The organism is Streptomyces sp. NBC_01750 (assembly GCF_035918095.1).
GTDB lineage: Bacteria > Actinomycetota > Actinomycetes > Streptomycetales > Streptomycetaceae > Streptomyces.
Map to the genome: position 1 here is coordinate 3,184,821 of NZ_CP109137.1, position 22,831 is coordinate 3,207,651.

A 22,831-nucleotide genomic window follows, 5' to 3' on the forward strand; every position below is an offset into this window, starting at 1 on the left:
CACCCCGCGCAAATCGAATACGAGTGCGAGAAATCGTCCCTCGTGAAGCGCCCACGCAGGCTGCCGCACGACCGAAGCAGTCGTGGCCGACGGTCGACGATCGACCAACGGCCCCGGTACGGGCGGGCATACCGGGGCCGTCATCAACGCAGCGTCACGTTGCGCGTATACGCGCTTACTCCTCTGTGGCCGTCGACTTCTTCTTGCGGAGGAAGAAGACCGCGCCGCCGCCGATGACGACCAGCGCGATGGCGATGCCCGCGATCATCGGAGTGGCGCTGGAGCTGCCGGTCTCGGCGAGGTCGCCCTCGAGGCCGGCGGAGGTGCCGCCTGCCGAGGCCGGGCTGGGCTGGGACAAGGGGGTGTCCGTCTCCGGGCCCGAGGTGCCGGTGGTCTTGCAGTCCAGTACGCCCTTGAAGGTCTTCTCGAAGCCGTCGGGCCCGGTGATGGTGAAGTCGTACGCCTGGTCCTCGGCGACCGGAATGGTGACGGTCCTGGACGCGCGGGCCGGGATTGAGTGCTTGAAGCCCATCAGCTCGAAGGTGAACGGAGCGTCGCCCTTGTTGGTGGCGGTGATGTCGACGCCGCCCTTGACGCAGTTCTTCTTCGCGGAGAGCGCCGGTATCGCGCCCGCCTTCGCCCAGGTGGCGGTGGCGTCCGCGGAGACCGTCGTCTCGCTGGAGCCGGCCAGGATCTGGGTCTGGCTCTTGGTCGCTCCGGCGAACGCCCGGCCCACCGGCACGGAGGTAGTCGCCTGCGCGGTCAGCGTCGCCGAACCGTCAATGGCGCCGGCCGGGATGTCGAAGTACAGCTGGGCGCCGTTGACGGCGGAAGTGACGGGCTTGCCGGTCGCGTCGGTGACCTTGATGCCGCTGGCGGCGGCGTCGGCCGGCGGGTTCACGGTGACCCGGTCGGCGTCGGTGCGGACCGTGACGGGGCCGAGCCGGCCGCCGGCCGGGCCGGAGACCGCGTTCGGCTCCAGGCTGAACGAGGCCTTGGGCTCCGCGACGTCCTTGGCCGCCTTCTCGAGCCAGTCAGCGAGCTTCTCCGCCTGTGGGTCCAGGGCGTCGACGTCCGCCTCGTCCGAGTAGCGCCAGATGGCGACCTGAGTGCCTGCCGCAGCGGTCCTCTCGGAGAGCGGCCCGGTGCCCGCTTCCTTGGCCAGCGCCGCCAGGTCGTCGATCTGCGGGTAGGAGTGCTGCAGGATCCAGCGGATCCTGCCCGCGTTCTTGTTGGTGCCGAGCGACGTCTGGTTCCACGGCGTCTCCAGGTACTTCGCCTGCTCCTGGGTCGGGTTGTGGATGTCGATGCAGTACGTCTTCAGCCGGCCGCCGCCGTCGACGGTCATCTCGAACACCCCGGCGGGGATCTCGTGATTCCTGCCGTTCGTGTGGAGCACGGCCCGGTCGAAGGTCTTCAGCCCGTCAAGAGTGGCGACCGCGCCCCCCTGGTGCTGGCCGCCGTCGTCGTCGACGGCGGCCGCACCCGCGCCGGCCATGGAGCCCGTCGCGATGAGGCCCGACACCACAGCCGCGACAGTAAGACGACGAGCAGCGCCCCGCCTGCGTACAGACGACGCAGAGAACACAGCAAACACAGAATTCCCCTCCGGACGAGGACCTATTCGCGTGTGACGCGTGGGGGGAGTGCCTCGCCTGCAGACTCAAGTGCCCCGTGAGTATGCGGAAATCCTAGAGAGGAGGCACACCCCAGTCCCCAGTCATACCGTCAGACAACCATTCCGACTCGGAATCGTTATCGCCGCCCGCCCTCTGTCACCCGCCGCCCGCCACCGAGCCGCACGTCATCGCCGTTCCACCGTTTCTCGATCGACAAATCTTCACAACTCCAGGTCAGGACACGGATGCCGGCACTCCCTGCGGACGTTCCGTCAGATTCGGTTCCGCCTTCACCACTCGGCGGAACGCAGACGTTCCCCGCGTCAGGTCGTGTCCCACCGCCACCGCCTCGATGTCCACGAACGTCCTCCGCTTCCCGTCCCGCTCCTCCTCGCGCACCCTCAACCGCCCATGGACCAGCAGAGGTTCACCGACGGACACGGAGCCGGCGAGATTCGCGGCGAGCGTCCGCCAGGCGAAGACCGTGTAGAAGCTGGTGTGTCCGTCCGACCAGCTCCCACTCTGCCGCTCGTACCGTCTCGGCGTCACCGCGAAGCGGAATCGCGCCACCCCTCCCGACGCCGATTCCCGGTACTCCACATTCGTGGCGACATTGCCCACCACCGTCACCATCGTGTCGTTCATCGCGGCCACCCTCCCCGTCCGGTTGTTGCCCTGACCGGTCGTCTCCGACCGGTCTCCATGCTGGACCGGACGGGAGGATCCCGCCGACGCCTGTGGACTACCGCACCACTGTGGACAACTTCGTCACCCCCGCAGTCGGCCTCCCGGGCCCCGAGACGGTCGAGTAACGCTCGCGTACCTCCTGGTACCGCATGAGCTCCGTCACGACCGGATCGAGCACCTTCGCCCGCCCGCACGCCGCGGCCGCCTCCTGCAGCCGTCGCTGTGCGTCCTGCCCGTACCGGCGCGCCGGCCCCCTGGCCGCCGCCGCGCACGCCCACTCCACCAGCGGCCCGCCCACGATCCCCGCGAGCATCACCAGCGCCGGCGGCACAAGGCCCGGCTCCAGTACACCGATGATCTGGCCCACCAGCCACAGGCCTCCGTAGACTTGGAGCAGCGTCATCGCCACCTGCGCCAGCACCCCGGCCGGCCACCACGCGGCACGCGGCGGCCGGCCGCTCGTCGCCCCCGCCTCGCGCAGCGCCAGTTCGTCCAGCGCCTCGGGCAGCCCTTCGGCACCGCGAAGCGCGGCCTCGCGCACGGCCTGCCCCCACGGCCCCGGCAGCCCGTGTGACGCCTCGTCCGCGACCGCACGCACCGCCTGCTCGACCCGCTGCCGTGCCGTGAGCTCGTCCTCCACAGGGGCCGCAGGCCTCAACCCGCTCCCGCGCATACGCGTGCGCTCGTACCAGCGCCACAGCCGCAGCCACGGCGTCCCACAAGCCCGGCTCGCATTCCTGAGCCACTCGCGCTCCGCGGTCTCGCCCGCCGCCTTCGCGCCCACCGCCTCCGCCAGCCGTGCGGCGAAGTCCTCGCGCGAGCGCTCACCCAGACCGGTACGCCCTTCGGCGACGTACACCGTGAGCAGCTTCGCGGCGGCCGCGTCCACGTCGGCGGACAGCCGGCGCGCCGCGGCGTTCTTCTCCTGAACGAACTTCCCGAGCAGCTCGCGCAGTTCACCGACACCGCTGCCGGTGAGCGCCGAGAGCGGGAGCACCGTGGCGCCGGGCTCGCCGTGTTCACCGAGCGCGATGCCGTCCTCGTCGAGGAGCCGGCGCAGATCGTCGAGCACCTGGTCGGCAGCATCGCACGAGAGCCGGTCCACCTGGTTGAGCACCACGAAGGTGATCTCCGCGTGCCCTGCGAGCGGCCGCAGATACCGCTCGTGCAGCGCGGCGTCCGCGTACTTCTCCGGGTCGACGACCCAGATCACCGCGTCCACCAGTGCCAGCACCCGGTCCACCTGCTCCCGGTGTCTGACCATGGCCGAGTCGTGATCGGGCAGATCGACGAGGACGAGCCCGGACAGCTCCTCGTCGCCGCCGGCGAGCGGTCTGCGCCGCAGCCGCGGTGGGATGGCGAGCCGGTCGAGGAGACCGGCCGAACCCTCCGACCAGGTGCAGGCGATGGGCGCGGACGTGGTGGGTCTGCGCAGCCCGGTCTCCGAGATCGGTACCTCGGCGAGCGCGTTGAACAACGTCGATTTCCCGCTCCCCGTAGCGCCCGCGATGGCGACGACCGTGTGCCGCGACGAGAGCCGCTGCCGGGCGGCCGCCTCGTCCAGTACCCGCCCCGCCTCCGCGAGGGTCCTGCCGTCCAGCCGGGTACGCGACAGCCCGATCAGCTCGCGCAGCGCGTCCAGCCTGACCCTCAGCGGCCCGATATAGGGACCGCCGATCGGCACATGCACCTCGCCCAGGAGGTCCTCCTCCGCTTCCGTCCCGGGGTCCTCCTCCCGGCCGCCGGCCCGCCGGGCGATCAGCCCGTCATCCCAGCGGCCGGCGGCCTCGTTCTCGTCGTCAGTGATGGCGGTCACCGCGGTCACCTCTCCTTCTGCAGTACGGACAGCGCGGCGATCAGCTCGGCCTGCGGTTCAGGGGTCACTTCGAGTGCGTCGATGGGGGCGAGACAGCGGTCGCGTTCGCCGTGCAGTACGTCTTCGATGTACGCCGTCACCAGCTCGCCGCCCCTGTCACGCAGCCGCAGCGCGCTCTGTGCCCCGATCCGCTCGGCGAGCTGCTCCCCCGCGCTGCGGGCGCGGCGCCCGCCGAGCAGCGCGGCCGCGAGGAGCGCTGCCACCGTCTCGGGGTCGGACGCGGCGATACGCTCCAGCCGGCGTACCTCTTCCTCGGCCAGCTCCTCCAGCACCCGTCGCCAGCGGCGAACGGCGATCCCGATCCGCTCCACCGACTCCAGGTCCGGGCGCCCCCGGACGGTCAGCGCTGCCGCGGCCGGCTCGCGCCGCCAGGCCTCCTGGACATGCTCGTCGGCGGCGGCGACGGCGCACTGGAGCAGCGACGAGAGGCTGGCGACGAGGGAGTCCAGCAGCTCGCCCGCAGAGCTGTCGCGCGGAAAGCCTCGCCAGCGGGTCCGCGCGTCCCCGGCGAGCACGGCACCGGACCGGAGCCGCTGGCGCACCCGCTCGCCCTCCCTCTCGTAAGCCTCCTCCACCGCGCCGGTGAGGCGTACGGCCGCCGCGTACTGGGCGGCCACCGCGCCCGCGAGCTCGGGCATCCGCGTATTGAGCGAGTCGATCACGCCTGCCGCGGTACGCCCCGCGGCCTGCTGTCTGGCCGCCGGGTCCTGCGCCCGGTGGGCGAGCCAGCTGAAGAGCGGGCTGACCGCGGTGGTGGGCAGCAGACCGTTCCCACCGCCCGCCGACTCGGGCAGCTCCGGGATGGTGAACCGCGGCACCTCGCCGAGGCCGGCCTTCGTCAGCAACGCCGCGTACTGCCGCGACACGTCCGCGATGACCTGGTGCGGCACCCGGTCGAGGACCGTGACCAGCGTGGCGTTGTACTGCTTCGCGGTACGCAGCAGATGCCACGGCACGGCGTCGGCGTACCGCGAGGCGGTGGTCACCATCACCCAGATATCGGCGGCGCAGATCAACTCGGCCGCCAGCAGACGGTTCTCCACGACGAGCGAGTCGATGTCGGGGGCGTCGAGGAGCGCGAGCCCGCGGGGCAGCGTTGCGGCGGTCTCGATCCGCAGCGAGTTTTCCTCCTCGGCCTCGCGCGCGCCGTCGTCGGGCCCTTCGGTCTCGTCCTGCGGCGGCAGCCATACGCGGGTGAGCTGGGGCAGCACACGCATCCCGGCGAACCAGTGGTGATCGTCGGGGTGGCACACGAGCACGGGCGTACGCGTGGTGGGCCGCAGCACGCCGGCCTCGCTGACACGCCGCCCCACAAGGGAGTTGACGAGGGTCGACTTCCCGGCCCCGGTGGATCCGCCGACGACCGCGAGGAGCGGCGCTTCGGGCTCCTTGAGCCGGGGCACGAGATAGTCGTCGAGTTGTGCGAGCAGCTCGGTGCGCGTCTGCCGGGCACGCGGAGTGCCGGGCAGAGGGAGGGGGAGACGCACGGCGGCGACACGGTCGCGGAGGGCGGATAGTGCGTCGATCAGCTGAGGCCGTGCATCCAAGGTCACCACATGCGAAGAATGCCCAATTTTGGCGGCTTTTTGAAGCGTATGGAGCTCTCTGCGCGCCGATCGGACAGACGGGGCAGACGGGATGAGTGGGGCGCAGGCATAACGAGTGCACAACACCCGTGACCTGAGACGTCAAAAGCAGTGCGGGAATCGCACCTGCCTGCGATTATCGGTTCGCTTCACCGAACCTCCACATCGTGCCACGCAGGTGAAGCAACCGGGTCATGGGGATCGGAGCCCTATCCTTGTGTCCGGCAAGGTCACGGAACCACCAGACCCGGGGCTCCAGGCCACCGAGGCCACCATTCGGCCCCCGTAGCTCAGTGGATAGAGCAGGCGCCTTCTAAGCGCTTGGCCGCAGGTTCGAGTCCTGCCGGGGGCACACAGTCCGCACGACCGACAGACCCTCCACCCCGGAGGGTCTTTTTGCTGGTCAAAGGCACCATAGCGGGCGGACGGTAGCGGACGCGTAAGCGCCGGACCGCCTCGCTGATGGTCGCTGGAGGGGGCCGGTCGTGTCCGGCGCTGTCAGTTGTCCCCGTCGCCGTGGTGCCACCCCCGGGGATGGCGCAGATGGAGCCAGGCGTCGCGGGCCCGGCGGCTCGCCTCGGTCCGGCTGCCCGCGACCAGTTCGCGGGCCTGCTCCGGGGTCTCGACCATCGGTCCGGAACCTCGTAGCGGCTTGCCGGCCGTCTCGTGCAGGAACAGGGACGAGATGAAGCCGATCACTCCGGCGGCCATCAGGTAGTAGGCGGGGACGAGCTCGTTCCCGGTCCCCTCCACCAGCGCCGCGGCGATCAGAGGCGTCGTACCGCCGAACAGCGAAACGGAGATGTTGTAGGCAATCGACAGCGCCCCGTAGCGCAGCCGGGTGGGGAAGAGCGCCGGAAGCGTCGCAGCGGCGGTACCGGCGAAGCAGACCAGGAGAAGGCCCAGGATCAGGCAGCCGATGCCCGGCAGCACGACGCCGCCCTCCCGGATCAGGAGTATCGCGGGCAGAGCCAGCACCACCAGGGCGATGCTGCCGATCATGAACAGAGGTCTGCGCCCCCAGCGGTCGGAGCTGCGGCCGACCAGGGTGATGGTCAGCGCGACCACCAGCATGGTGCCGAGCACCAGCAGTTGTGCGGTGGTCTCGCTCTGCCCCAGAGTCTGGATCATGTACGTCGGCAGGTACGAGGTGACCATGTAACTGGTGACGTTGTACAGGAGCACCAGCCCCATGCAGATCAGGAATGCCTGCCAGTGCTTGGTGAAGATTTCCTTCAGCCGGCCCTTGCCGGACTGGCGGGCCTGCTCGACCGGGTCCTCCTCGCCTCCCGCCCCCAGCTTCGCAACCTCCTTGTGCCTCCGTTCGGACTCCTCCAGGAAGGCAGGGGTCTCCTCCAGCCGCAGTCGCATGTAGAGGCCGATCAGCCCGAGTGGTCCGGCGAGCAGGAAGGGGATCCGCCAGCCCCAGTCCACCATGCTGTCGGGGCCGAGGGAGGCGGTGAGCACGGTGACCAGGCCGGAGCCGAGAGAGAAGCCGATGAAGGTCCCGAAGTCGAGCCAGCTGCCGAGGAAGCCCCGACGCGTGTCCGGTGCGTACTCGGCGATGTAGGTGGTGGCTCCGGCGTACTCACCGCCGGTGGAGAAGCCCTGCACAAGACGACAGACGACGAGCAGCAGTGGAGCGGTGAAGCCGATGGCGTTGTAGCCGGGCAGCAATCCGACCGCGAAGGTGCCGACCGCCATCATGATCATGGTCGCCGAGAGCACCCGCTGGCGGCCGATACGGTCGCCAAGCGGGCCGAAGATCAGGCCGCCGAGTGGGCGCACGACGAATGCCGCGGCAAAGGTGGCGAAGCTCGAGACCACCTGCACACCGGGGGAACTGGACGGGAAGAAGACCTTGCCCAGCGTGGCCGCCATATAGGCGTAAACGCCGAAGTCGAACCACTCCATCATGTTGCCGAGCGCCGCGGCCGAGACCGCGCGCCGCACCTCGGACCTGTCGGTGACGGTGACGTCGTCGGCGATCAGCGGCTTCTTGCGGCGCCGCAGCAGAGTACGCAGCATGCGGTCGGTGGCGGGGCTGCGGCCGCCCTGCGGCGGCTTGCCGCCGCCAGGGCTCGGCGGTGTGCTACGGCCCGTGCTCATCTCGTCCCATCGGCAGGTTCGAGGGTAGGGGGCTTCCACGCTTCCAAAATGCCGGTCTTGTCATTCTATAGACCGCTACTCGCCGTTTCGACCCGGCTCGCCCGACCCCAGGACCTGACGATCGACTACAGCGCGGCACTGACGAGCAGCGCGAACGACGCGAGCGTGAACAGAGTGCGGATCAGATGGAGGAAGTTCCAGCGGGACTCGAAGGCGGCGCGCGCCTGGCCGGCGGGGACAGCCGGGGAGGCCGACTCGGCCGAGGCGAGAGCCTTGTTCAGTGGGATGTTGCCGCCGATGGTGATCAGGTGGTTGAGGACCGCGCACACCAGGCCCGCGATGATCAGCCACCGCTGGGTGTCCGTGCGGCCGTCGACCGGGACGGCCAGGGCCGCGGCCGGAAACACCACGATCGAGAGGAAGACCAGCATGAACACAGCGCGCGGCACGGCCTCGTTGATGCGGCTCATGACCGTCACGAACTGGTCGTCCGACAGCCGGGCGAGCGCGGGCATGATCCCGGTCCGGAAGATCAGCATCATGCCCGCGTACAGACCTGTTGAGATGATGGCGAGGGCGAGGAGGAGGGTGGCCATGGGGCACATCATGGCGCGGTGCGGCGGGCGGTGCAGCCACCTTGCGAGAGGGCCCGAGCCGCGGCGAGCCCCGACCCCGCCGCAGGGCAGGACGCCACGGCTCCCGCTCCCCGGACAGCGGAGCGGGTCCGGGGCTCCCGCGCTCAATCCCTCAGCCGCTGCGCCTGTCCGATCGCGTCCGCCAGCTGCCGCACCGAGCTGTCCTCCGTCGAGCCCGCCAGCTTCCGGGCCCGTTCAGCGAGTTCACCGAGTGTCGGCGCGCCCGGCATCGAACCACCCCTGAGCGACTCGGCGAAGTACGCCGCGACCGCGGTGACCTGGAACCTCTTCGAGGCTCCGTCCCAGAGCGCGCCGTCGACCGCATCCGTCTCGACCGAGCCGGTCTGCTCGTGCGGCGCCCGCGTCTTCGGATCTAGCCAGCGCACCGTAGCCGTCGCGAGATGTCCGCTCGCACCTTCCCGGAGCCGTACGGCATAGAGCGCCGTCACCGTGTGGCCGGGGCCGATCTCACCGCCGTCCACACGGTCGTTACGGAAGTCCTCGTCCGCGACCGCGCGGTTCTCGTACCCGATGAGCCGGAACTGCTTGACGGTCCTCGGGTCGAAGGCCACCTGAGCCTTCGCGTCCCGGGCGCGCAACTCGACATGGGTGGGCAGCTGGTCGACGAAGACCTTCCTGGCCTGTTCGCCGGTGGAGACATACGTGGTGTGCCCGTCACCCTTGTCGGCCAGTCGCTCCATCAGCGCATCGCCGTACTCACTGCCGACACCGACGCCGAAGAGCGTGATGCCGTACTCGCGGCGGGCATCGTCGATCCGGTCGAGGATCGCGTCGGCGTCGGTCTCACCGGTGTTGGCGAGTGCGTCGGAGAGCAGGACGACCCGGTTGGTGGCCCCGCGCCTGCGGCCCTCGACGGCCTCGTCGTAACCGGCCAGAACGCCCGCCTCCACATTGGTGGAGTCGGTCGGCTCCAGGCCGTCGATCACCGAATGGATACGGTCGCGGTTGTCGTCGATCCGGGTCATCGGCAGCCGCGTCTCTGCCTCGTCGCTGAAGGTGACGACGGCGATCGAGTCGTCGTCACGCAGCTCGTCGGTGAGAATGCCCAGCGACTCCTTGACCAGGTCGAGCCGGCCGGGCTCGGCCATGGAGCCGGATATGTCGATCACGAAGGTGAGGGCGGCGGGCGGGCGTTCACCCTTGCGGTCGGAGGGGCGGGTGGAGAGTCCTACGCGTACGAGCGACCAGTCCTCGGCGCCTGCCTCGCCCTCGGCACTCCGGGGACGCGCACCGTCGACCGTCACCGCGAAGCCGTTGCCCTGCGGCCTCGGATAGTCCTGGCGGAAGCTGTTGATGAACTCCTCGGGCCTGATGTCGCCCCGCTTCGGCCGCTGCCCGTCGGCGAGCGTGCGGCGCGCGTAGCCGTACGAGGCGGTGTCCACGTCGAGCGCGAAGGTCGACAGGTAGTCGGCCGCCGGTGTGGACTCCTGGAGCTCATCGCCGTTCCGCTCCCCCTCCTTCCTTGCGTCGGTCCCGGCCGTGGGCGCTCCGCCACCGCCGTCCGGCGCTCTCGGCGCGGGCACCGGCCTCGCGCCGTCGTTCGCCCGCCGTTCGGCACCTCCGTGGGAGGCCCGGTCGCTCTGGCCGCCTCCACCACAGCCGGCGGTGAGCAGCATGCCGCCGGCCAGAACCGCGGCCAGCACTCCCCTGTACGTCCTTGCGCAGAGCTTCATCTGGGCTCCCCTGGATCGTCAGCACTTGTGAATGTGACGTTCGAGGAGGCCAGAAGGAGCAGACGAAGGAGTTGCGGATGAATCTCAATGCGGCAACGGCGGGCGGGGGTTGCCCTCGGCCGGGTGGCAACCCCCTCAGTGGCTCAGGCCCGCTCAGCCCTCATTCGCTCGTCTCCCGTGCCTCGATCGTGACCTGTCCGGCGTCGGAACTGAAAGGGACTGGCAAGGACTCGCCAGTCCCCGAGCAGGCCCTTGTCACCATGTGCAGCCGTATGCGTACATGGAGTGGCGCACGGCTCCGAGGGGACGGACCGCGCGGATCGTCAGGCGGTCTGACACGCGGCCTGGCAGGCGGATTGACGGGGGTGATCGGCCATGGTCGCGGGAATGGTTCCGGGCTCCGTGCTCGGCAGGGAGGTTGCACAGGACTTTTCGCGGGAGATCACACGGTCCGTTCTGCGGGAGGTGCCGGGGCAGCCGGTTCAGGGAGCGGCACAGGTGAGAGCGGCCCTGACCGGCCTGGTCCGCTCCGCTCGCCATGAGCTCCTCAGCTTCGACAATCCGGCCGGCGCGCTGGGCCACGGCATCCCGGAGCCCTTTCTGGAGTTCGCCGGCAGATGCGTGCGCACGGCCACCGCGCGGACCGCGACGGTACGGCGGATCGCGCCCCGGCACGGGCTGACTCATCTCACGGCACCCTGGACCGGTCCTGGCGCGGCCCGGGTGACCGACTCGATCCCGTTCAAGATGCTCGTCGCGGACCGTACGGTCGCGGCCGTCCCCCTCGACCTCGAACTGCACTACAACGGCGTGCTGCTGATCCGGGATCCCGTCGTCGTCCAGGCCCTGGTCCGTGCGCACCGCTCTTGGTGGGACACCGGCGACGATCTCACCGGGCAGGCCGTACCCGGCACCCTGCCCGTCCATCTGCAGCCCGTCCTGCAGGCCTTGCTGGCAGGGCTCACGGACGAGACGGCCGCGAGCCGGCTCGGCATGTCCGGGCGTACGTACAGCCGCCGCGTCGGTCAACTGCTCACCGCCCTCGGCACGACGAGCCGCTTCCGGGCGGGAGCGGAAGCGGCTCGCCGGGGCTGGGTCTAGGAGGAGCCCGGCGGGACCGCTCGCGAGACCTCCTGCGACAGCCCGTACGGCATGCCCTGCGACATCTCCTACGACACGATGTCCTTGCGGGAGAAGTTCCGGAAGGCGAGCGCGAACAGCACCAGGGCGTACGTCACCGAGACCGCCGCACCCTTCACCATGCCGTTCCACTCCAGCTGCGGCTGCAGCGCGTCGATCCAGGCGAACTGCCAGTGCGCGGGCAGCACATCACGCCACGAACCGAGCGCGGTGACCGCGTCCAGCACATTGCCGATGATCGTCAGTCCGACCGCTCCGCCGACCGCGCCCAGCGGGGCGTCGGTCTTGGTGGACAGCCAGAACGCAAGTCCCGCCGTGACCAGTTGGGAGACAAAGATGAACGCCACGACCAGCGCAATACGCGCCACGGTGTCGCCGGCGGCCAGGGAGCCGCCGCCCGTGGGCAGCTTCAGCGGACCCCAGCCGTATGCCATGGTCCCCGCCGCCAGACCGACCAGCGGCAGCAGTACCATCGCCGCCGCGCTGAAACCGAGCGCCACCGCCAGTTTGGACCACAGCAGCCGGGAGCGCGGGACGGGAGCGGCCAGCAGATAGCGCAGAGAGGACCAGCTCGCCTCCGAGGCCACGGTGTCCCCGTGGAAGAGCGCCACCGGCACCACCAACAGGAAGCCTGCCGAGACGAACAGACAGGTGGCGGCGAAGTTCGCGCCGGACGCGGTGGCCGTGTCCATCAGGGTCACCCGGCTGCTGTCCCCACCGTCCGGTGTGCCGCCGATCGCGAAGGCGGCGATCAGGATGAGCGGCAGCGCGGCAAGGATCCCCGCCATCACCAGCGTCCGCCTGCGCTTCAGCTGCCGTACGGCCTCGACACGCAGCGGCAGCGTGTGCCGTGCCCGGTAGCCCGGGGCCGACTCGACGAGCGTACTCATGCGGAACCTCCGATCAGGGTGAGGAAGGCATCCTCCAGGCGGCGGTGCGGACCGACGCCCGTCAACGGCACGTCCAGCCGGACGAGTTCGGTGATCATGCCGGTGGCGGTGGCTCCGTCGAGGCGTACGAGCAGTCCTTCGCCCGTACGGGAGGCGGAACCGATACCCGGGAGAGCGGCGATCTTCTCGATCAATGGCTCCGGCACCTCCTCCGCGGTGGTGACCAGCAGGGTGTCGCTCTCGCCGGTGATCTCCGCGACCGGTCCTGCCTGCACCAGCCGCCCACGGTCCATGACCACCAGATGCGTGCAGGACTGCTCGACCTCCGACAGGAGGTGGCTGGAGACGATGACGGTCCGGCCTGCGGCCGCGTACCGGATCATCACGTCGCGCATCTCACGGATCTGGGGCGGGTCGAGGCCGTTCGTCGGCTCGTCGAGGATGAGCAGATCGGGCATGCCGAGCATGGCCTGGGCGATGGCGAGACGCTGCCGCATGCCCTGCGAGTAGGTGCGTACGGCGCGGGCGAGGGCATCGCCGAGGCCGGCGATCTCCAGGGCCTCCTCCAGATGCGCGTCGCTCGCGGGGCGGCCGGTGGCCCGCCAGTACAGCTCCAGGTTGTCGCGTCCCGACAGATGCGGCAGGAAGCCCGCCCCCTCGACGAACGCGCCGACCCGGGAGAGCACAGGTGCGCCGGGCCTGATGGCGTGGCCGAAGACGCGGATCTCGCCGTCGTCGGGCCGGATGAGGCCCATCAGCATGCGCAGGGTGGTGGTCTTGCCCGCGCCGTTGGGACCGAGGAGGCCGAGTACCTGGCCCTTCTGGACGCGGAAGGAGAGCTCCCGTACGGCGTACCGGTCTGCGGACTTGGAGTACCGCTTGGTCAACCCGGTGATCTCCAGGGGTACTTCGGCAAGCACGGGGTCGGGTGCGGGAGCGACCACCCGGCGGCGGGCTGTGATCAGCAGGGCCGCCGCCAGCAGCGCGCCCGCGGCCGGGAGGACCCAGGTCCACCAGGGCAGTCCCGCGGCCTGCGTCTTCACGGCGGGCGCGGTGGGCACAGCCAGTGCGCCACTGCCGAGGAGTTCGACGGTGTACGCGGCGGGGGCGGCCGGAGACGCATAGCCGAGGTCGGTCGCGGACAGCACCAGCCGCAGCCGGTGGCCGGCGTCGACCTCGTGGTCGACGGCCGGCAGGGACAGCTCGACGTCCCTGCCCTGCCCGGCGCCCTCGACCCGGACCGGCGCGACGAGCTGGGAAGGCAGCACCTGCTCACGGCCGTTGGGCCCGACGTCGTACACCTTCCCGAACAGGACCGCGTCGCCGCTGCTCGAGGTCACCCTGACCTTGACGGTCGGCGAGCCGGTGATCCGCAGCGACTGGGCCAACGGCGCGGAGTCGAAGCGCGCGAACTGGCCGGGGAAGTCGAGGGAGAGTCCGAGGCCGAGAGAGGAGAGCTGGGCGAGCCCGCCGGTGAGGCCGGGGACGGCCGAGATGGCCGGCGGGGTGGCGCCGGCCGGATTCGCGAAGGTCTGCGCGCGGCCGTTGAGCGCGACCGGCCGCACGCCGCTGCCGAGCCCCGGATAGGCGTTGCCGGTGGCGCCGCGCAGCAGGGCCTGTCCGTCGGTGGAGTCGACGCCGCCGGTCCGGCTGACGCGGAAGCCGGTCCCGGTGTCCGCGCCCTTGTCCTGCTTGAGGTACCGGTCGAACCAGTCGCTGATACGGCCCTGGACCCGGCCGGTCTCCCGGTCGCCGCCGTCGTGGCCGCCCGCGATCCAGTCGACGGAGACGGGCACGCCGTTGGCGCTGATCCTCTTGGCCATGGCGTCGGCGTGCATCAGCGGGAAGAGCGAGTCCGCCTGGCCCTGCACGATGAGCGCGGGCACCTTGATGCGGTCGCCGACGGCGGAGGGGCTGCGGGCCTCGAGGAGCGTACGGGCGGCGGCGTCGGGCTTTCCGGCAACGGCGACGCGCTCGTACATGGCGCAGAGGGCAGGTTCGAAACGCCCGCAGCCGCTCGGGTCGGCGGCGGCTTCGGCCCCGGCCGCCTTCGCCGCATCACTCCTGGCCGCGGACCCGGCCGCCTTGGCCTTCGCTGCCTCGGCCTTCGCTGCCTCGGCCTTCGCCGCCTTGGCCTTCGCCGCGTCGCCGGGCGCCTTGGCCGTCGCCCCATCGGTCTTCGCCGCGTCGCCGGGCGCCGCCCGACCCGCCGGCGCGTCCGGTGCGGGCTCGTCGGCCGGGGGTTGCGAGCCGGAACCGGCCGCCGAACCCGCCGAGCCGGTCGAGAAGAAGATCCCGGCCCAGAGCTTCTTGAAGACACCGTTCGGGAAGAGCGCGTCGGCCAGGTTCCAGTAGGTGATCTGGGGTGCGATCGCATCGACCCGCTTGTCGTAGCCGGCCGCGAGGAGCGAGATCGCCCCGCCGTACGAGGACCCGGTGACACCCACGCGCGGATCGCCGTCCGCGTCAAGCTGCACTTCGGGCCGGGCCGCCAGCCAGTCGATCAGCCGCGAGACGTCCTTGACCTCGAAGTCCGGGTCGTTGAGCCCGATTTTCCCGGTGGACTCACCGAAACCGCGGGCGGACCAGGTCAGCACGGCGTATCCGTCGCGGGCCAGCTGCTCGGCCTGGGCGCGTACATCCTGCTTACTGCCGCCGAAGCCGTGCCCGAGGAGAACAGCGGGCCGGCGGCCCTTGCCACCCGCCGTGAAGTAGGAGGTGTCGATCTCCGCCCCGGGCATCTGCTGCACCCGGTCCTCACGGTGCACAGCCGGTGCGCCGTCGTCAGCGACCGCGGTCCAGGTGCCCGCGCCGGCGAGGACGGCGAAGGCTGCGACACCTGCGAGCCATCGGCCGCGCGGCCGGGGAAGTCGGATCTGCATGCTTGAAACCCTAAGCCGGTCCCCTGTGCGGACTCGGCTGCCGCCAGGGGGAACTCACGAGCCTCCCCAAGTAGTACGGAGTACGGTCGCCGTACACCAGACGCGGTATGCACCCCTGGGGGAAGGGCCACGCATGGACCTCCGTACGGACATCCGGCGCGCTACGACCGTGGCCGAGCTCACCGCGGCCGAGCATCTCTACGACGGACCGGCGCGGGCGGAGTGGGCCGAGCGGTTCCTTGCCGCCGCCGGGCATCTGATGCTGATCGCGTACGTCGACGGGACGCCGGCCGGGATGATCTCCGGCATCGAGATGCTCCACCCCGACAAGGGCACGGAGATGTGCCTGTACGAGCTGTCGGTGGACGAGGCGTACCGCAGGCGCGGCATCGGACGGGCGCTGACCGAGGCGCTGATCGAGGTGGCGCGGGAGCGGGGTTGCTACGGCATGTGGGTAGGCGTGGACACCGGCAACGACCCGGCGCTGGCGACGTACCGGTCGGCGGGGGCGAAGGACGACGGGGTGTTCGCGATGCTCACCTGGGAGTTCCCGGCCAGGTAGCCAGGGCCCCGTCGACGAGGCCGACCTGATGGGTGTTCACAATCCGGTGGCCGTCATGCCGTACATGGCGTCGGCACCTTGTGTCGCACGTCACGTCACGAGACCCTGGTCAGCGCATATGCACTGTCTGGCAGCATGCACGCCCGTACTTGTCCCTTAAACGGTCAACGAAAGGTAGGTGCACGAGATGAGAACCACTGCCCGACGCGTCGGGGCGCTGATACCCGCAGTCGCCCTTGCGGCCGGTCTCCAGTTCGCCGTTTCCCCCACCGCGCACAGCGCGTCCATCGGCGATCTCCGTCTCGCTCCCACTGCAACTGCCGTACAGAACAGCTGGATTGTCGTCCTGAAGGACGGCACCACGCGCGCCGCCGATCTGGGCGTCACGCCGAACCACACCTACCGCAGTGCCCTCACGGGCTTCTCCGCGTCGATGTCCGGCGCGAAGGCCGCGAAACTCTCCGCCGATCCGCGCGTGGCGTACGTCCAGCAGAACGCCACGGTCCGTATCAACGAAACTCAGCCCAATGCCACGTGGGGCATCGACCGCATCGACCAGCGGAACCTGCCGCTGTCGAAGACGTACACCTACAACACCACCGCGTCGAACGTGACCGCGTACATCATCGACACCGGGATCCGCACCTCGCACAGCGAGTTCGGCGGCCGCGCGAGCGTCGGCACGGACACGGTGGGCGGCGGCCAGAACGGCCAGGACTGCAACGGCCACGGCACGCATGTCGCCGGCACGGTCGGCGGCAAGACGTACGGCGTCGCCAAGGGCGTCAAGCTCGTGGCCGTACGTGTCCTGGACTGCCAGGGCTCCGGTACGACGGCCGGGGTCATCGCGGGCATCGACTGGGTGACCGCGAACGCGAAGAAGCCGGCCGTGGCGAACATGAGCCTGGGCGGCAGCGCGGACGCGGCGCTGGACAACGCGGTGAAGAAGTCCATCGGCTCGGGCGTGAGTTACGCGATCGCCGCGGGCAATGGCAACTTCCTCGGCCTGCCGGCGAACGCGTGCAACTACTCGCCGGCCCGCGTGCCCGAGGCGATCACGGTCGGCGCGACGGACAACACGGACCGGCGGGCGTCGTTCTCCAACTACGGCACCTGTCTGGACCTGTTCGCGCCGGGCGTGAACATCACCTCGTCGTGGAAGGACAGCGACACGGCGACGAACACGATCTCCGGCACCTCGATGGCCACCCCGCACACTGCGGGCGCCGCGGCGCTCTACCTGGCGACCCACGCCACGGCGAGCCCGGTCCAGGTCCGGGACGCGCTCGTGAACGGTGCGACAAGCGGCAAGGTCCAGGACCCGCGGACGGGTTCGCCGAACAAGCTGCTGTATTCACTCTTCTAGGAGTCGCCGGTCCAACCGGCGGTCCGGCCGAGTCTCTGATCCGACCGAATCTCTGATCCGACCGAGCTGCTGCCCGAGGAGTTCCTGCCCATCCGGGCACGGCGTTCCTCGGGCAGCAGCCTTCTCGCGACGTTTTCTGCCGGCTTGTCCTGCACCTACAGCGAATCTGAATGATCAGGACTTGAACAGCGGCGTACGGCTCTGCACCAGCCACCCACCTCGCGGCGTGGCGGCCGGGTGAGAGTGATGTGGCGTACGAACTGGTGGAAGCAGGCCATGGTCGCGATGGCGGGGAGCGCGGCAACGCCCGCTCCGCTGACGGTCCTGGGCGCCGCGGCGATGCACGAGAGCGCGGCGAGCGCGCAGAAGAACAGGGCGACGGCCCAGGCGTGGGGAGCACGGCGGCGGTGCAGCGTGGCTCGCAGGATCGAGAGCGATGCGACCGTCCAGGGTCCGTACACCAGCGCCGGCCACCAGGGCGAAAGCCTGAACGCGGCACCAGGGGCGGCGGCGTGCCGCATGATGTCGTGGGTGAGCAAGCACCCGAGGATGCTCACGATGGCAATGATGACCGCACTCGCCCCTGCCAGGGCGTAGTTCAGGGACTGGTTGCGGTTGAGCTTCCACGCTCTCGGCTTCACTTTGTGCATCGGGCGCCGGCGGTGGCAGGACGGGCCGACCGTCGGGGGCCGCAGGTCCATGACGGGCGGCGGCAGTTCCACGGGGTCGGGATTTTCCTGCAGCAACTGCGTCAGTTCGACGTCCGGTTCCCAGCGCCCTTGCAGGACGTCGAGGTCCGGAGCAGAGAATGGTTCCTGCCCGAACGAGGAGCTGTAGCCGTCCCACTGGTCGGCGGAACTGTAACCGTCCCACTGTTCCGAGACGGATGCGTACGCCTCGTCGTACTGCTCAGCAGGCATTCCGTACGCCCCGAAGTGGTCGTGCCTGTCATACATGTCGTTCCTACCGTGGACGATGTCCAGTGGTGGTGGCAATGGCGGCTCCGGCAGTGGGCCGCGGTGGAAGTGTGCGGCGCCATGCTCGGCGGTCACGCGGGGAAGCGGCGGGTGTAATCGGCCTCGATCAGGTCCATGGCCGCCATGAAGTCCGCCAGTTCCGCGGTGCACTCCCGGGCCCGGACCAGAACGGCGGCACCTTCCGTACTGGTACGCATGGGCCACCGGGGCAGTCCGTCGGCACGTGGGTTGAGCGACTTGGGGTGTGAAGTTGGCGTGGTCACAGCCCTCTCAACGACGAACGCGCCCCCATCGCTATCGGCCACACGAATGAACCAATAAATAGTAAATAGGTGAAATATGCAGCCCTCGGCGTGTCGGAGACCCTGGAACGCCGTCGCACGTGAACTGCGAGCGGGCCGCCGCGGGCGCCGGCCGCGCCACACCGGACAGGCGCGGCCCGTACGGATACAGAGTTCCGTACGGGCCCGGTGCCTGCCTGCTGTTGCTGTCAGTGGTTGCGCGGGAAGCCCAGGTCCACGCCGGCCGGTGCATCCGAAGGGTCCGGCCAGCGGGTGGTGACGACCTTACCGCGAGTGTAGAAGTGCACTCCGTCGTTGCCGTAGATGTGGTGGTCGCCGAAGAGCGAGTCCTTCCAGCCGCCGAAGGAGTGGTAGCCCACCGGCACCGGGATCGGGACGTTCACGCCGACCATTCCCGCCTCGATCTCCAGCTGGAAGCGACGGGCCGCGCCGCCGTCGCGAGTGAAGATCGCGGTGCCGTTCCCGAAGGGGGAGGCGTTGATGAGCGCCACGCCCTCCTCGTACGTCTCCGCGCGCAGAACGCACAGCACCGGGCCGAAGATCTCGTCACGGTAGGCGTCGGAGTCGGTGGAGACGTGGTCGAGGAGCGACAGGCCGATCCAGTGGCCGTCCTCGAAGCCGTCGACCGTGTGGCCCGTGCCGTCCAGGACGACCTCCGCACCCTGCGCCGCCGCGCCCTTGACGTACGAGGCGACCTTGTCGCGGTGGGCCTTGGTGATCAGCGGGCCCATCTCCGACGCCGGGTCGTTGCCGGGGCCGATCTTGATCTTCTCGGCGCGCTCGCGGATCTTCTGCACCAACTCGTCGGCGATGGAACTGACCGCGACGACCGCGGAGATGGCCATGCAGCGCTCGCCGGCCGAGCCGTACGCCGCCGAGACCGCGGCGTCGGCGGCCGCGTCCAGGTCCGCGTCCGGAAGGACCAGCATGTGGTTCTTCGCGCCGCCGAGCGCCTGGACGCGCTTGTGGTTCGCGGAGGCGGTGGTGTGGATGTAGCGGGCGATCGGGGTGGAGCCGACGAACGAGACCGCGCTGACATCCGGGTGGGCCAGCAGCGCGTCGACCGCGACCTTGTCGCCGTGGACGACATTGAGCACGCCGTCGGGCAGCCCGGCCTCCGAAGCCAGCTCGGCGAGGAGGTTGGCGGCCGACGGGTCCTTCTCGCTCGGCTTCAGCACGAAGGTGTTGCCGCAGGCGATGGCCAGCGGGAACATCCACATCGGCACCATCGCCGGGAAGTTGAACGGCGTGATGCCGGCGACGACACCGAGCGGCTGACGGATCGAGGAGACGTCGACCCGGCTGGATACCTGGGTGGACAGCTCACCCTTGAGCTGGGTGGTGATACCGCAGGCGAGTTCCACGATCTCCAGGCCGCGGGCGACCTCGCCGAGCGCGTCGGAGTGGACCTTGCCGTGCTCGGCGGTGATCAGCGCGGCGATCTCGTCGCGGTGCGCGTCGAGGAGTGCGCGGTAGTGGAAAAGGATCCCGGTGCGCTGCGCGAGCGAGGACGTGCCCCAGGTCGCGTACGCCGACCGCGCCGCAGTGACGGCCGCGTCGACCTCCTCCACCGAGGCCAGGGCGACCTGGGTGGTGACGGCGCCGGTCGCCGGGTCGGTGACCGGGCCCCAGTTGCCTGACGCACCCTCGACGGTCTTGCCACCGATCCAGTGGTTGACGGTCTTCATTTCGTGCTCCTTCAGAGATGGCGGCGTCGGGCGGTGACCTGCCGGTCGTACTCCTTCCGGGCCTCGACCGCCGACGGGCGGGTCGCGGTCTCGGCCACCGGAACATCCCACCACGCCTGCGCCGGAGGCGCGCCCGACACAGTGTCTGCCGTTTCGGTCTCGACGTAGACACATGTGGGAACGTCCGCCTCGCGGGCCCCGGCGAGCGCTTCGTGCAGGTCACGCACCGTCTTGGCCCGGATCACACGCATTCCGAGCGAGGCGGCGTTCGCGGCCAGGTCGACCGGGAGCGGAGCCCCGGTGTACGTACGGTCGGGGGCCCGGTAGCGGTAGGCGGTGCCGAAGCGCTCCGCGCCGACCGACTCGGACAGACCGCCGATCGAGGCGTATCCGTGGTTCTGCAGGATGACGACCTTGATAGGGATGTTCTCCTGAACGGCTGTAACGATTTCGGTGGGATTCATCAGATACGTACCATCGCCGACGAGCGCCCAGACGGGCCGGCCCGGCGCGGCCATCGCGACGCCGATGGCCGCCGGGATCTCGTAGCCCATGCAGGAATAGCCGTACTCGACGTGGTACTGGTCGGACGAACGGGCACGCCACAGCTTGTGGAGGTCGCCGGGGAGGGAACCCGCGGCGTTGATCACGATGTCGTCTCCCGTGACCAGAGCGTCCAGTGCGCCGAGCACCTGCGGCTGCGTGGGGCGGACATCCGGGTCGTCGGCCTCGTACGCGGCGCCGACGCGGTACTCCCAGCGCTCCTTGTCATCGGCGTACTCCGTCTCGTACGCGGGCTCGACGCGCATACCCGTGCCCAGCGCGCCGGCGAGCTCGTCCAGGGCGGTCCGGGCGTCCGCGACCAGGGAGAGACCGGCCATCTTGTGGGCGTCGAGGGAGGTGATGTTGATGTTCAGGAAGCGCACGCCAGGGTTCTGGAAGAGGGTCGCCGATGCGGTGGTGAAGTCGGACCAGCGGGTGCCGACACCGATCACCAGATCGGCGGTACGGGCCAGCTCGTCGGCGGTCGCGGTGCCGGTGTGGCCGATGCCGCCGACGTCGCAGGGGTGGTCGTAGGGAAGCGAGCCCTTGCCGGCCTGGGTGGAGGCGACCGGGATGCCGGTCGCGTCGGCGAAGGCCCGCAGGGCCTGTTCGGCCTCGCTGTGGTGGACGCCGCCGCCCGCGACGATCAAGGGGCGGCGGGCGCCACTCACCACGCGGCGCGCCGCGTCCAGCGCGTCCAGGTCGGGCCTCGGGCGGCACACCTGCCAGACGCGCTCGGCGAAGAAGTCCTCCGGCCAGTCGTACGCCTCGGCCTGCACATCCTGCGGCAGCGCGAGCGTGACCGCGCCGGTCTCGGCCGGGTCGGAGAGCACACGCATCGCCTGCAGCGCCGCCGGAATCAACGCCTCGGGACGGGTGACACGGTCGAAGTAGCGGGAGACGGGACGCAGGGCGTCGTTGACCGACACATCGCCCGCGTACGGGACTTCGAGCTGCTGCAGGACCGGGTCGGCGGGGCGGGTCGCGAACACGTCGCCGGGCAGCAGGAGGACTGGAAGCCGATTGACGGTGGCGAGCGCGGCGCCGGTGACGAGGTTGGTCGCGCCGGGGCCGATGGAGGTGGTGACGGCGTGGGCGGAGAGACGCCGGGACTGACGGGCGTAGCCGACGGCGGCGTGCACCATGGCTTGTTCGTTGCGGCCCTGGATGTACGGCATGGGGGGTCCGGGGAGTGTCTCCCCGGGAAGCACGGTGGTGCCGGACTCGAGCAGCGCCTGGCCGAGGCCGGCCACATTGCCGTGGCCGAAGATGCCCCAGGTGGCGTTGATCAGTCGGTGGCGGCGGCCGTCGCGCTCGGTGTACTGGCGGGCGAGGAAGGCGACGAGCGCCTGGGCGACGGTGAGTCGGCGCGTATTCGTTCCCGAACTCATTGCTGGCCCTCCTCGGCCTCGTACAGCGGCAGCCGGGGGTCGACGGGTTGCTCCGGCCAGGTGTCGCGGATCCAGCCGTGGTCGGGGTGGTCGCGGATCAGCCACTCCCGTGTACTGCCGGGGCCCGCCATCACATTGAGGTAGTACATGTCCCGGCCGGGCGCGGCGATGGACGGGCCGTGCCAGCCGTCGGGGATGAGGACGGCGTCACCCGTACGGACCTCGGCGAGGATGTCCGTACCGCCGGGCTTCGACGGAGAGACCCGGTGGTAGCCCAGACCGCCGCGGTCGATCTCGAAGTAGTAGATCTCCTCAAGCTCGGACTCGACGCCGGGGCGGTGCTCGTCGTGCTTGTGCGGCGGGTACGAGGACCAGTTGCCGCCGGGCGTGAGCACCTCGACCGCGATGAGCTTGTCGCAAAGGAAGGTGTCTGCCGCGGCGAAGTTGTTCACCTGGCGCGAGCAGCTGCCCGAGCCGCGCAGCTCGACCGGTACCTCCGGCGCGGGGCCGTAGCGAGCGGGGAGTCGGCGCTCGCACTTCGCTCCTGCCAGGGCGAAGCGGCCTCCCGCACCGGAGGCGATCTGCGCATGGGCATCGCGCGGCACATAGGCGAAGTCCGTCACTCCGCCGAACACGCTTTCCCTGCCCAGCAGTTCAAAGGTCTCGCCTTGCGTGTGCACTGTGCAACCGCCGGTGAGCGGCAGCACGATCCACTCACTGTCCCCGGCGGCGAGGGAGTGCGAGGCGCCGGGCGCCAGTTCCAGTACACGCAGGCTGGAGTACCCCCAGCCGGCCTGCTCCGGGTCGATGCGCAGGGCGTAAGGACCACGCGCCGCGGCCCCCGCCGGTACGTACAGCTCCTGCAGCTTTTCGTCGCTCATGCC

At 70.1% G+C, this 22,831-nt stretch carries 17 protein-coding genes and 1 tRNA gene; 4 read left to right on the forward strand and 14 right to left on the reverse strand.

Features of this window, described 5'->3' with window-relative positions; translation table 11 throughout:
• Positions 1-175: 175 nt before the first annotated feature.
• From OG966_RS14265 to OG966_RS14280, 4 genes are all read right to left on the reverse strand, one after another.
• Complete coding sequence (locus OG966_RS14265; protein ID WP_326649980.1) at positions 176-1,588, reverse strand: LAETG motif-containing sortase-dependent surface protein; 1,413 nt, start codon at positions 1,586-1,588, stop codon at positions 176-178.
• A 265-nt stretch (positions 1,589-1,853) separates the two neighbouring features.
• Positions 1,854-2,264, reverse strand: coding sequence for a single-stranded DNA-binding protein (locus OG966_RS14270; RefSeq protein WP_326649981.1), 411 nt, complete (start codon positions 2,262-2,264; stop codon positions 1,854-1,856).
• 97 nt (positions 2,265-2,361) lie between these two features.
• On the reverse strand, positions 2,362-4,122 hold the full coding sequence (locus tag OG966_RS14275; protein WP_326649982.1) for a YfjP family GTPase: 1,761 nt from the start codon (positions 4,120-4,122) through the stop codon (positions 2,362-2,364).
• Positions 4,123-4,127: 5 nt separating this feature from the next.
• On the reverse strand, positions 4,128-5,729 hold the full coding sequence (locus OG966_RS14280; protein ID WP_326655201.1) for a dynamin family protein: 1,602 nt from the start codon (positions 5,727-5,729) through the stop codon (positions 4,128-4,130).
• 318 nt (positions 5,730-6,047) lie between these two features.
• On the opposite strand from OG966_RS14280, the gene OG966_RS14285 reads away from it, so the two are divergent.
• A tRNA-Arg gene (locus tag OG966_RS14285) sits at positions 6,048-6,120 on the forward strand.
• 146 nt (positions 6,121-6,266) lie between these two features.
• Here OG966_RS14285 and proP read toward each other — a convergent pair.
• The 3 genes from proP to OG966_RS14300 form a co-directional block, all read right to left on the reverse strand.
• Positions 6,267-7,796, reverse strand: coding sequence for a glycine betaine/L-proline transporter ProP (gene proP, locus OG966_RS14290; RefSeq protein WP_326655202.1), 1,530 nt, complete (start codon positions 7,794-7,796; stop codon positions 6,267-6,269).
• Positions 7,797-8,002: 206 nt separating this feature from the next.
• The gene (locus OG966_RS14295; protein ID WP_326649984.1) at positions 8,003-8,473 is read right to left on the reverse strand and encodes an anthrone oxygenase family protein; all 471 of its coding nucleotides are present in this window, start codon (positions 8,471-8,473) and stop codon (positions 8,003-8,005) included.
• 143 nt (positions 8,474-8,616) lie between these two features.
• Positions 8,617-10,206 (reverse strand): vWA domain-containing protein, encoded by a 1,590-nt coding sequence (locus tag OG966_RS14300; RefSeq protein WP_326649985.1) that lies wholly within the window; start codon positions 10,204-10,206, stop codon positions 8,617-8,619.
• Positions 10,207-10,704: 498 nt separating this feature from the next.
• Between OG966_RS14300 and OG966_RS14305 the strand changes: the two genes are divergently transcribed.
• Positions 10,705-11,307, forward strand: coding sequence for a DNA-binding response regulator (locus tag OG966_RS14305; protein WP_326649986.1), 603 nt, complete (start codon positions 10,705-10,707; stop codon positions 11,305-11,307).
• Between the two features lie 68 nt (positions 11,308-11,375).
• On the opposite strand, the gene OG966_RS14310 is transcribed toward OG966_RS14305, so the two are convergent.
• The gene (locus OG966_RS14310) at positions 11,376-12,236 is read right to left on the reverse strand and encodes an ABC transporter permease (protein WP_326649988.1); all 861 of its coding nucleotides are present in this window, start codon (positions 12,234-12,236) and stop codon (positions 11,376-11,378) included.
• Positions 12,233-15,118: an alpha/beta fold hydrolase gene (locus OG966_RS14315; RefSeq protein ID WP_326649989.1), complete on the reverse strand. Its 2,886-nt coding sequence runs from the start codon at positions 15,116-15,118 to the stop codon at positions 12,233-12,235. Before OG966_RS14315 ends, OG966_RS14310 begins: the two co-directional genes overlap by 4 nt.
• 133 nt (positions 15,119-15,251) lie before the next feature.
• Between OG966_RS14315 and OG966_RS14320 the strand changes: the two genes are divergently transcribed.
• Both OG966_RS14320 and OG966_RS14325 read left to right on the forward strand, forming a co-directional pair.
• Entirely contained in the window at positions 15,252-15,680 is a 429-nt protein-coding gene (locus tag OG966_RS14320) for a GNAT family N-acetyltransferase (RefSeq protein WP_326649990.1), read from the forward strand.
• A 187-nt stretch (positions 15,681-15,867) separates the two neighbouring features.
• The gene (locus tag OG966_RS14325) at positions 15,868-17,046 is read left to right on the forward strand and encodes a S8 family peptidase (protein ID WP_406732007.1); all 1,179 of its coding nucleotides are present in this window, start codon (positions 15,868-15,870) and stop codon (positions 17,044-17,046) included.
• A 155-nt stretch (positions 17,047-17,201) separates the two neighbouring features.
• Here the strand turns inward: OG966_RS14325 and OG966_RS14330 are convergent, their stop codons facing one another.
• The 5 genes from OG966_RS14330 to iolB form a co-directional block, all read right to left on the reverse strand.
• Positions 17,202-18,002: a DUF2637 domain-containing protein gene (locus OG966_RS14330; RefSeq protein WP_326649992.1), complete on the reverse strand. Its 801-nt coding sequence runs from the start codon at positions 18,000-18,002 to the stop codon at positions 17,202-17,204.
• Positions 18,003-18,094: 92 nt separating this feature from the next.
• Complete coding sequence (locus tag OG966_RS14335) at positions 18,095-18,220, reverse strand: hypothetical protein (protein WP_326649993.1); 126 nt, start codon at positions 18,218-18,220, stop codon at positions 18,095-18,097.
• A gap of 293 nt (positions 18,221-18,513) precedes the next feature.
• Complete coding sequence (gene mmsA / locus OG966_RS14340) at positions 18,514-20,013, reverse strand: CoA-acylating methylmalonate-semialdehyde dehydrogenase (RefSeq protein WP_326649994.1); 1,500 nt, start codon at positions 20,011-20,013, stop codon at positions 18,514-18,516.
• A gap of 11 nt (positions 20,014-20,024) precedes the next feature.
• On the reverse strand, positions 20,025-21,947 hold the full coding sequence (iolD, locus tag OG966_RS14345) for a 3D-(3,5/4)-trihydroxycyclohexane-1,2-dione acylhydrolase (decyclizing) (protein ID WP_326649995.1): 1,923 nt from the start codon (positions 21,945-21,947) through the stop codon (positions 20,025-20,027).
• Positions 21,944-22,828: a 5-deoxy-glucuronate isomerase gene (iolB, locus tag OG966_RS14350; protein WP_326649996.1), complete on the reverse strand. Its 885-nt coding sequence runs from the start codon at positions 22,826-22,828 to the stop codon at positions 21,944-21,946. Before iolB ends, iolD begins: the two co-directional genes overlap by 4 nt.
• Positions 22,829-22,831: the final 3 nt, after the last annotated feature.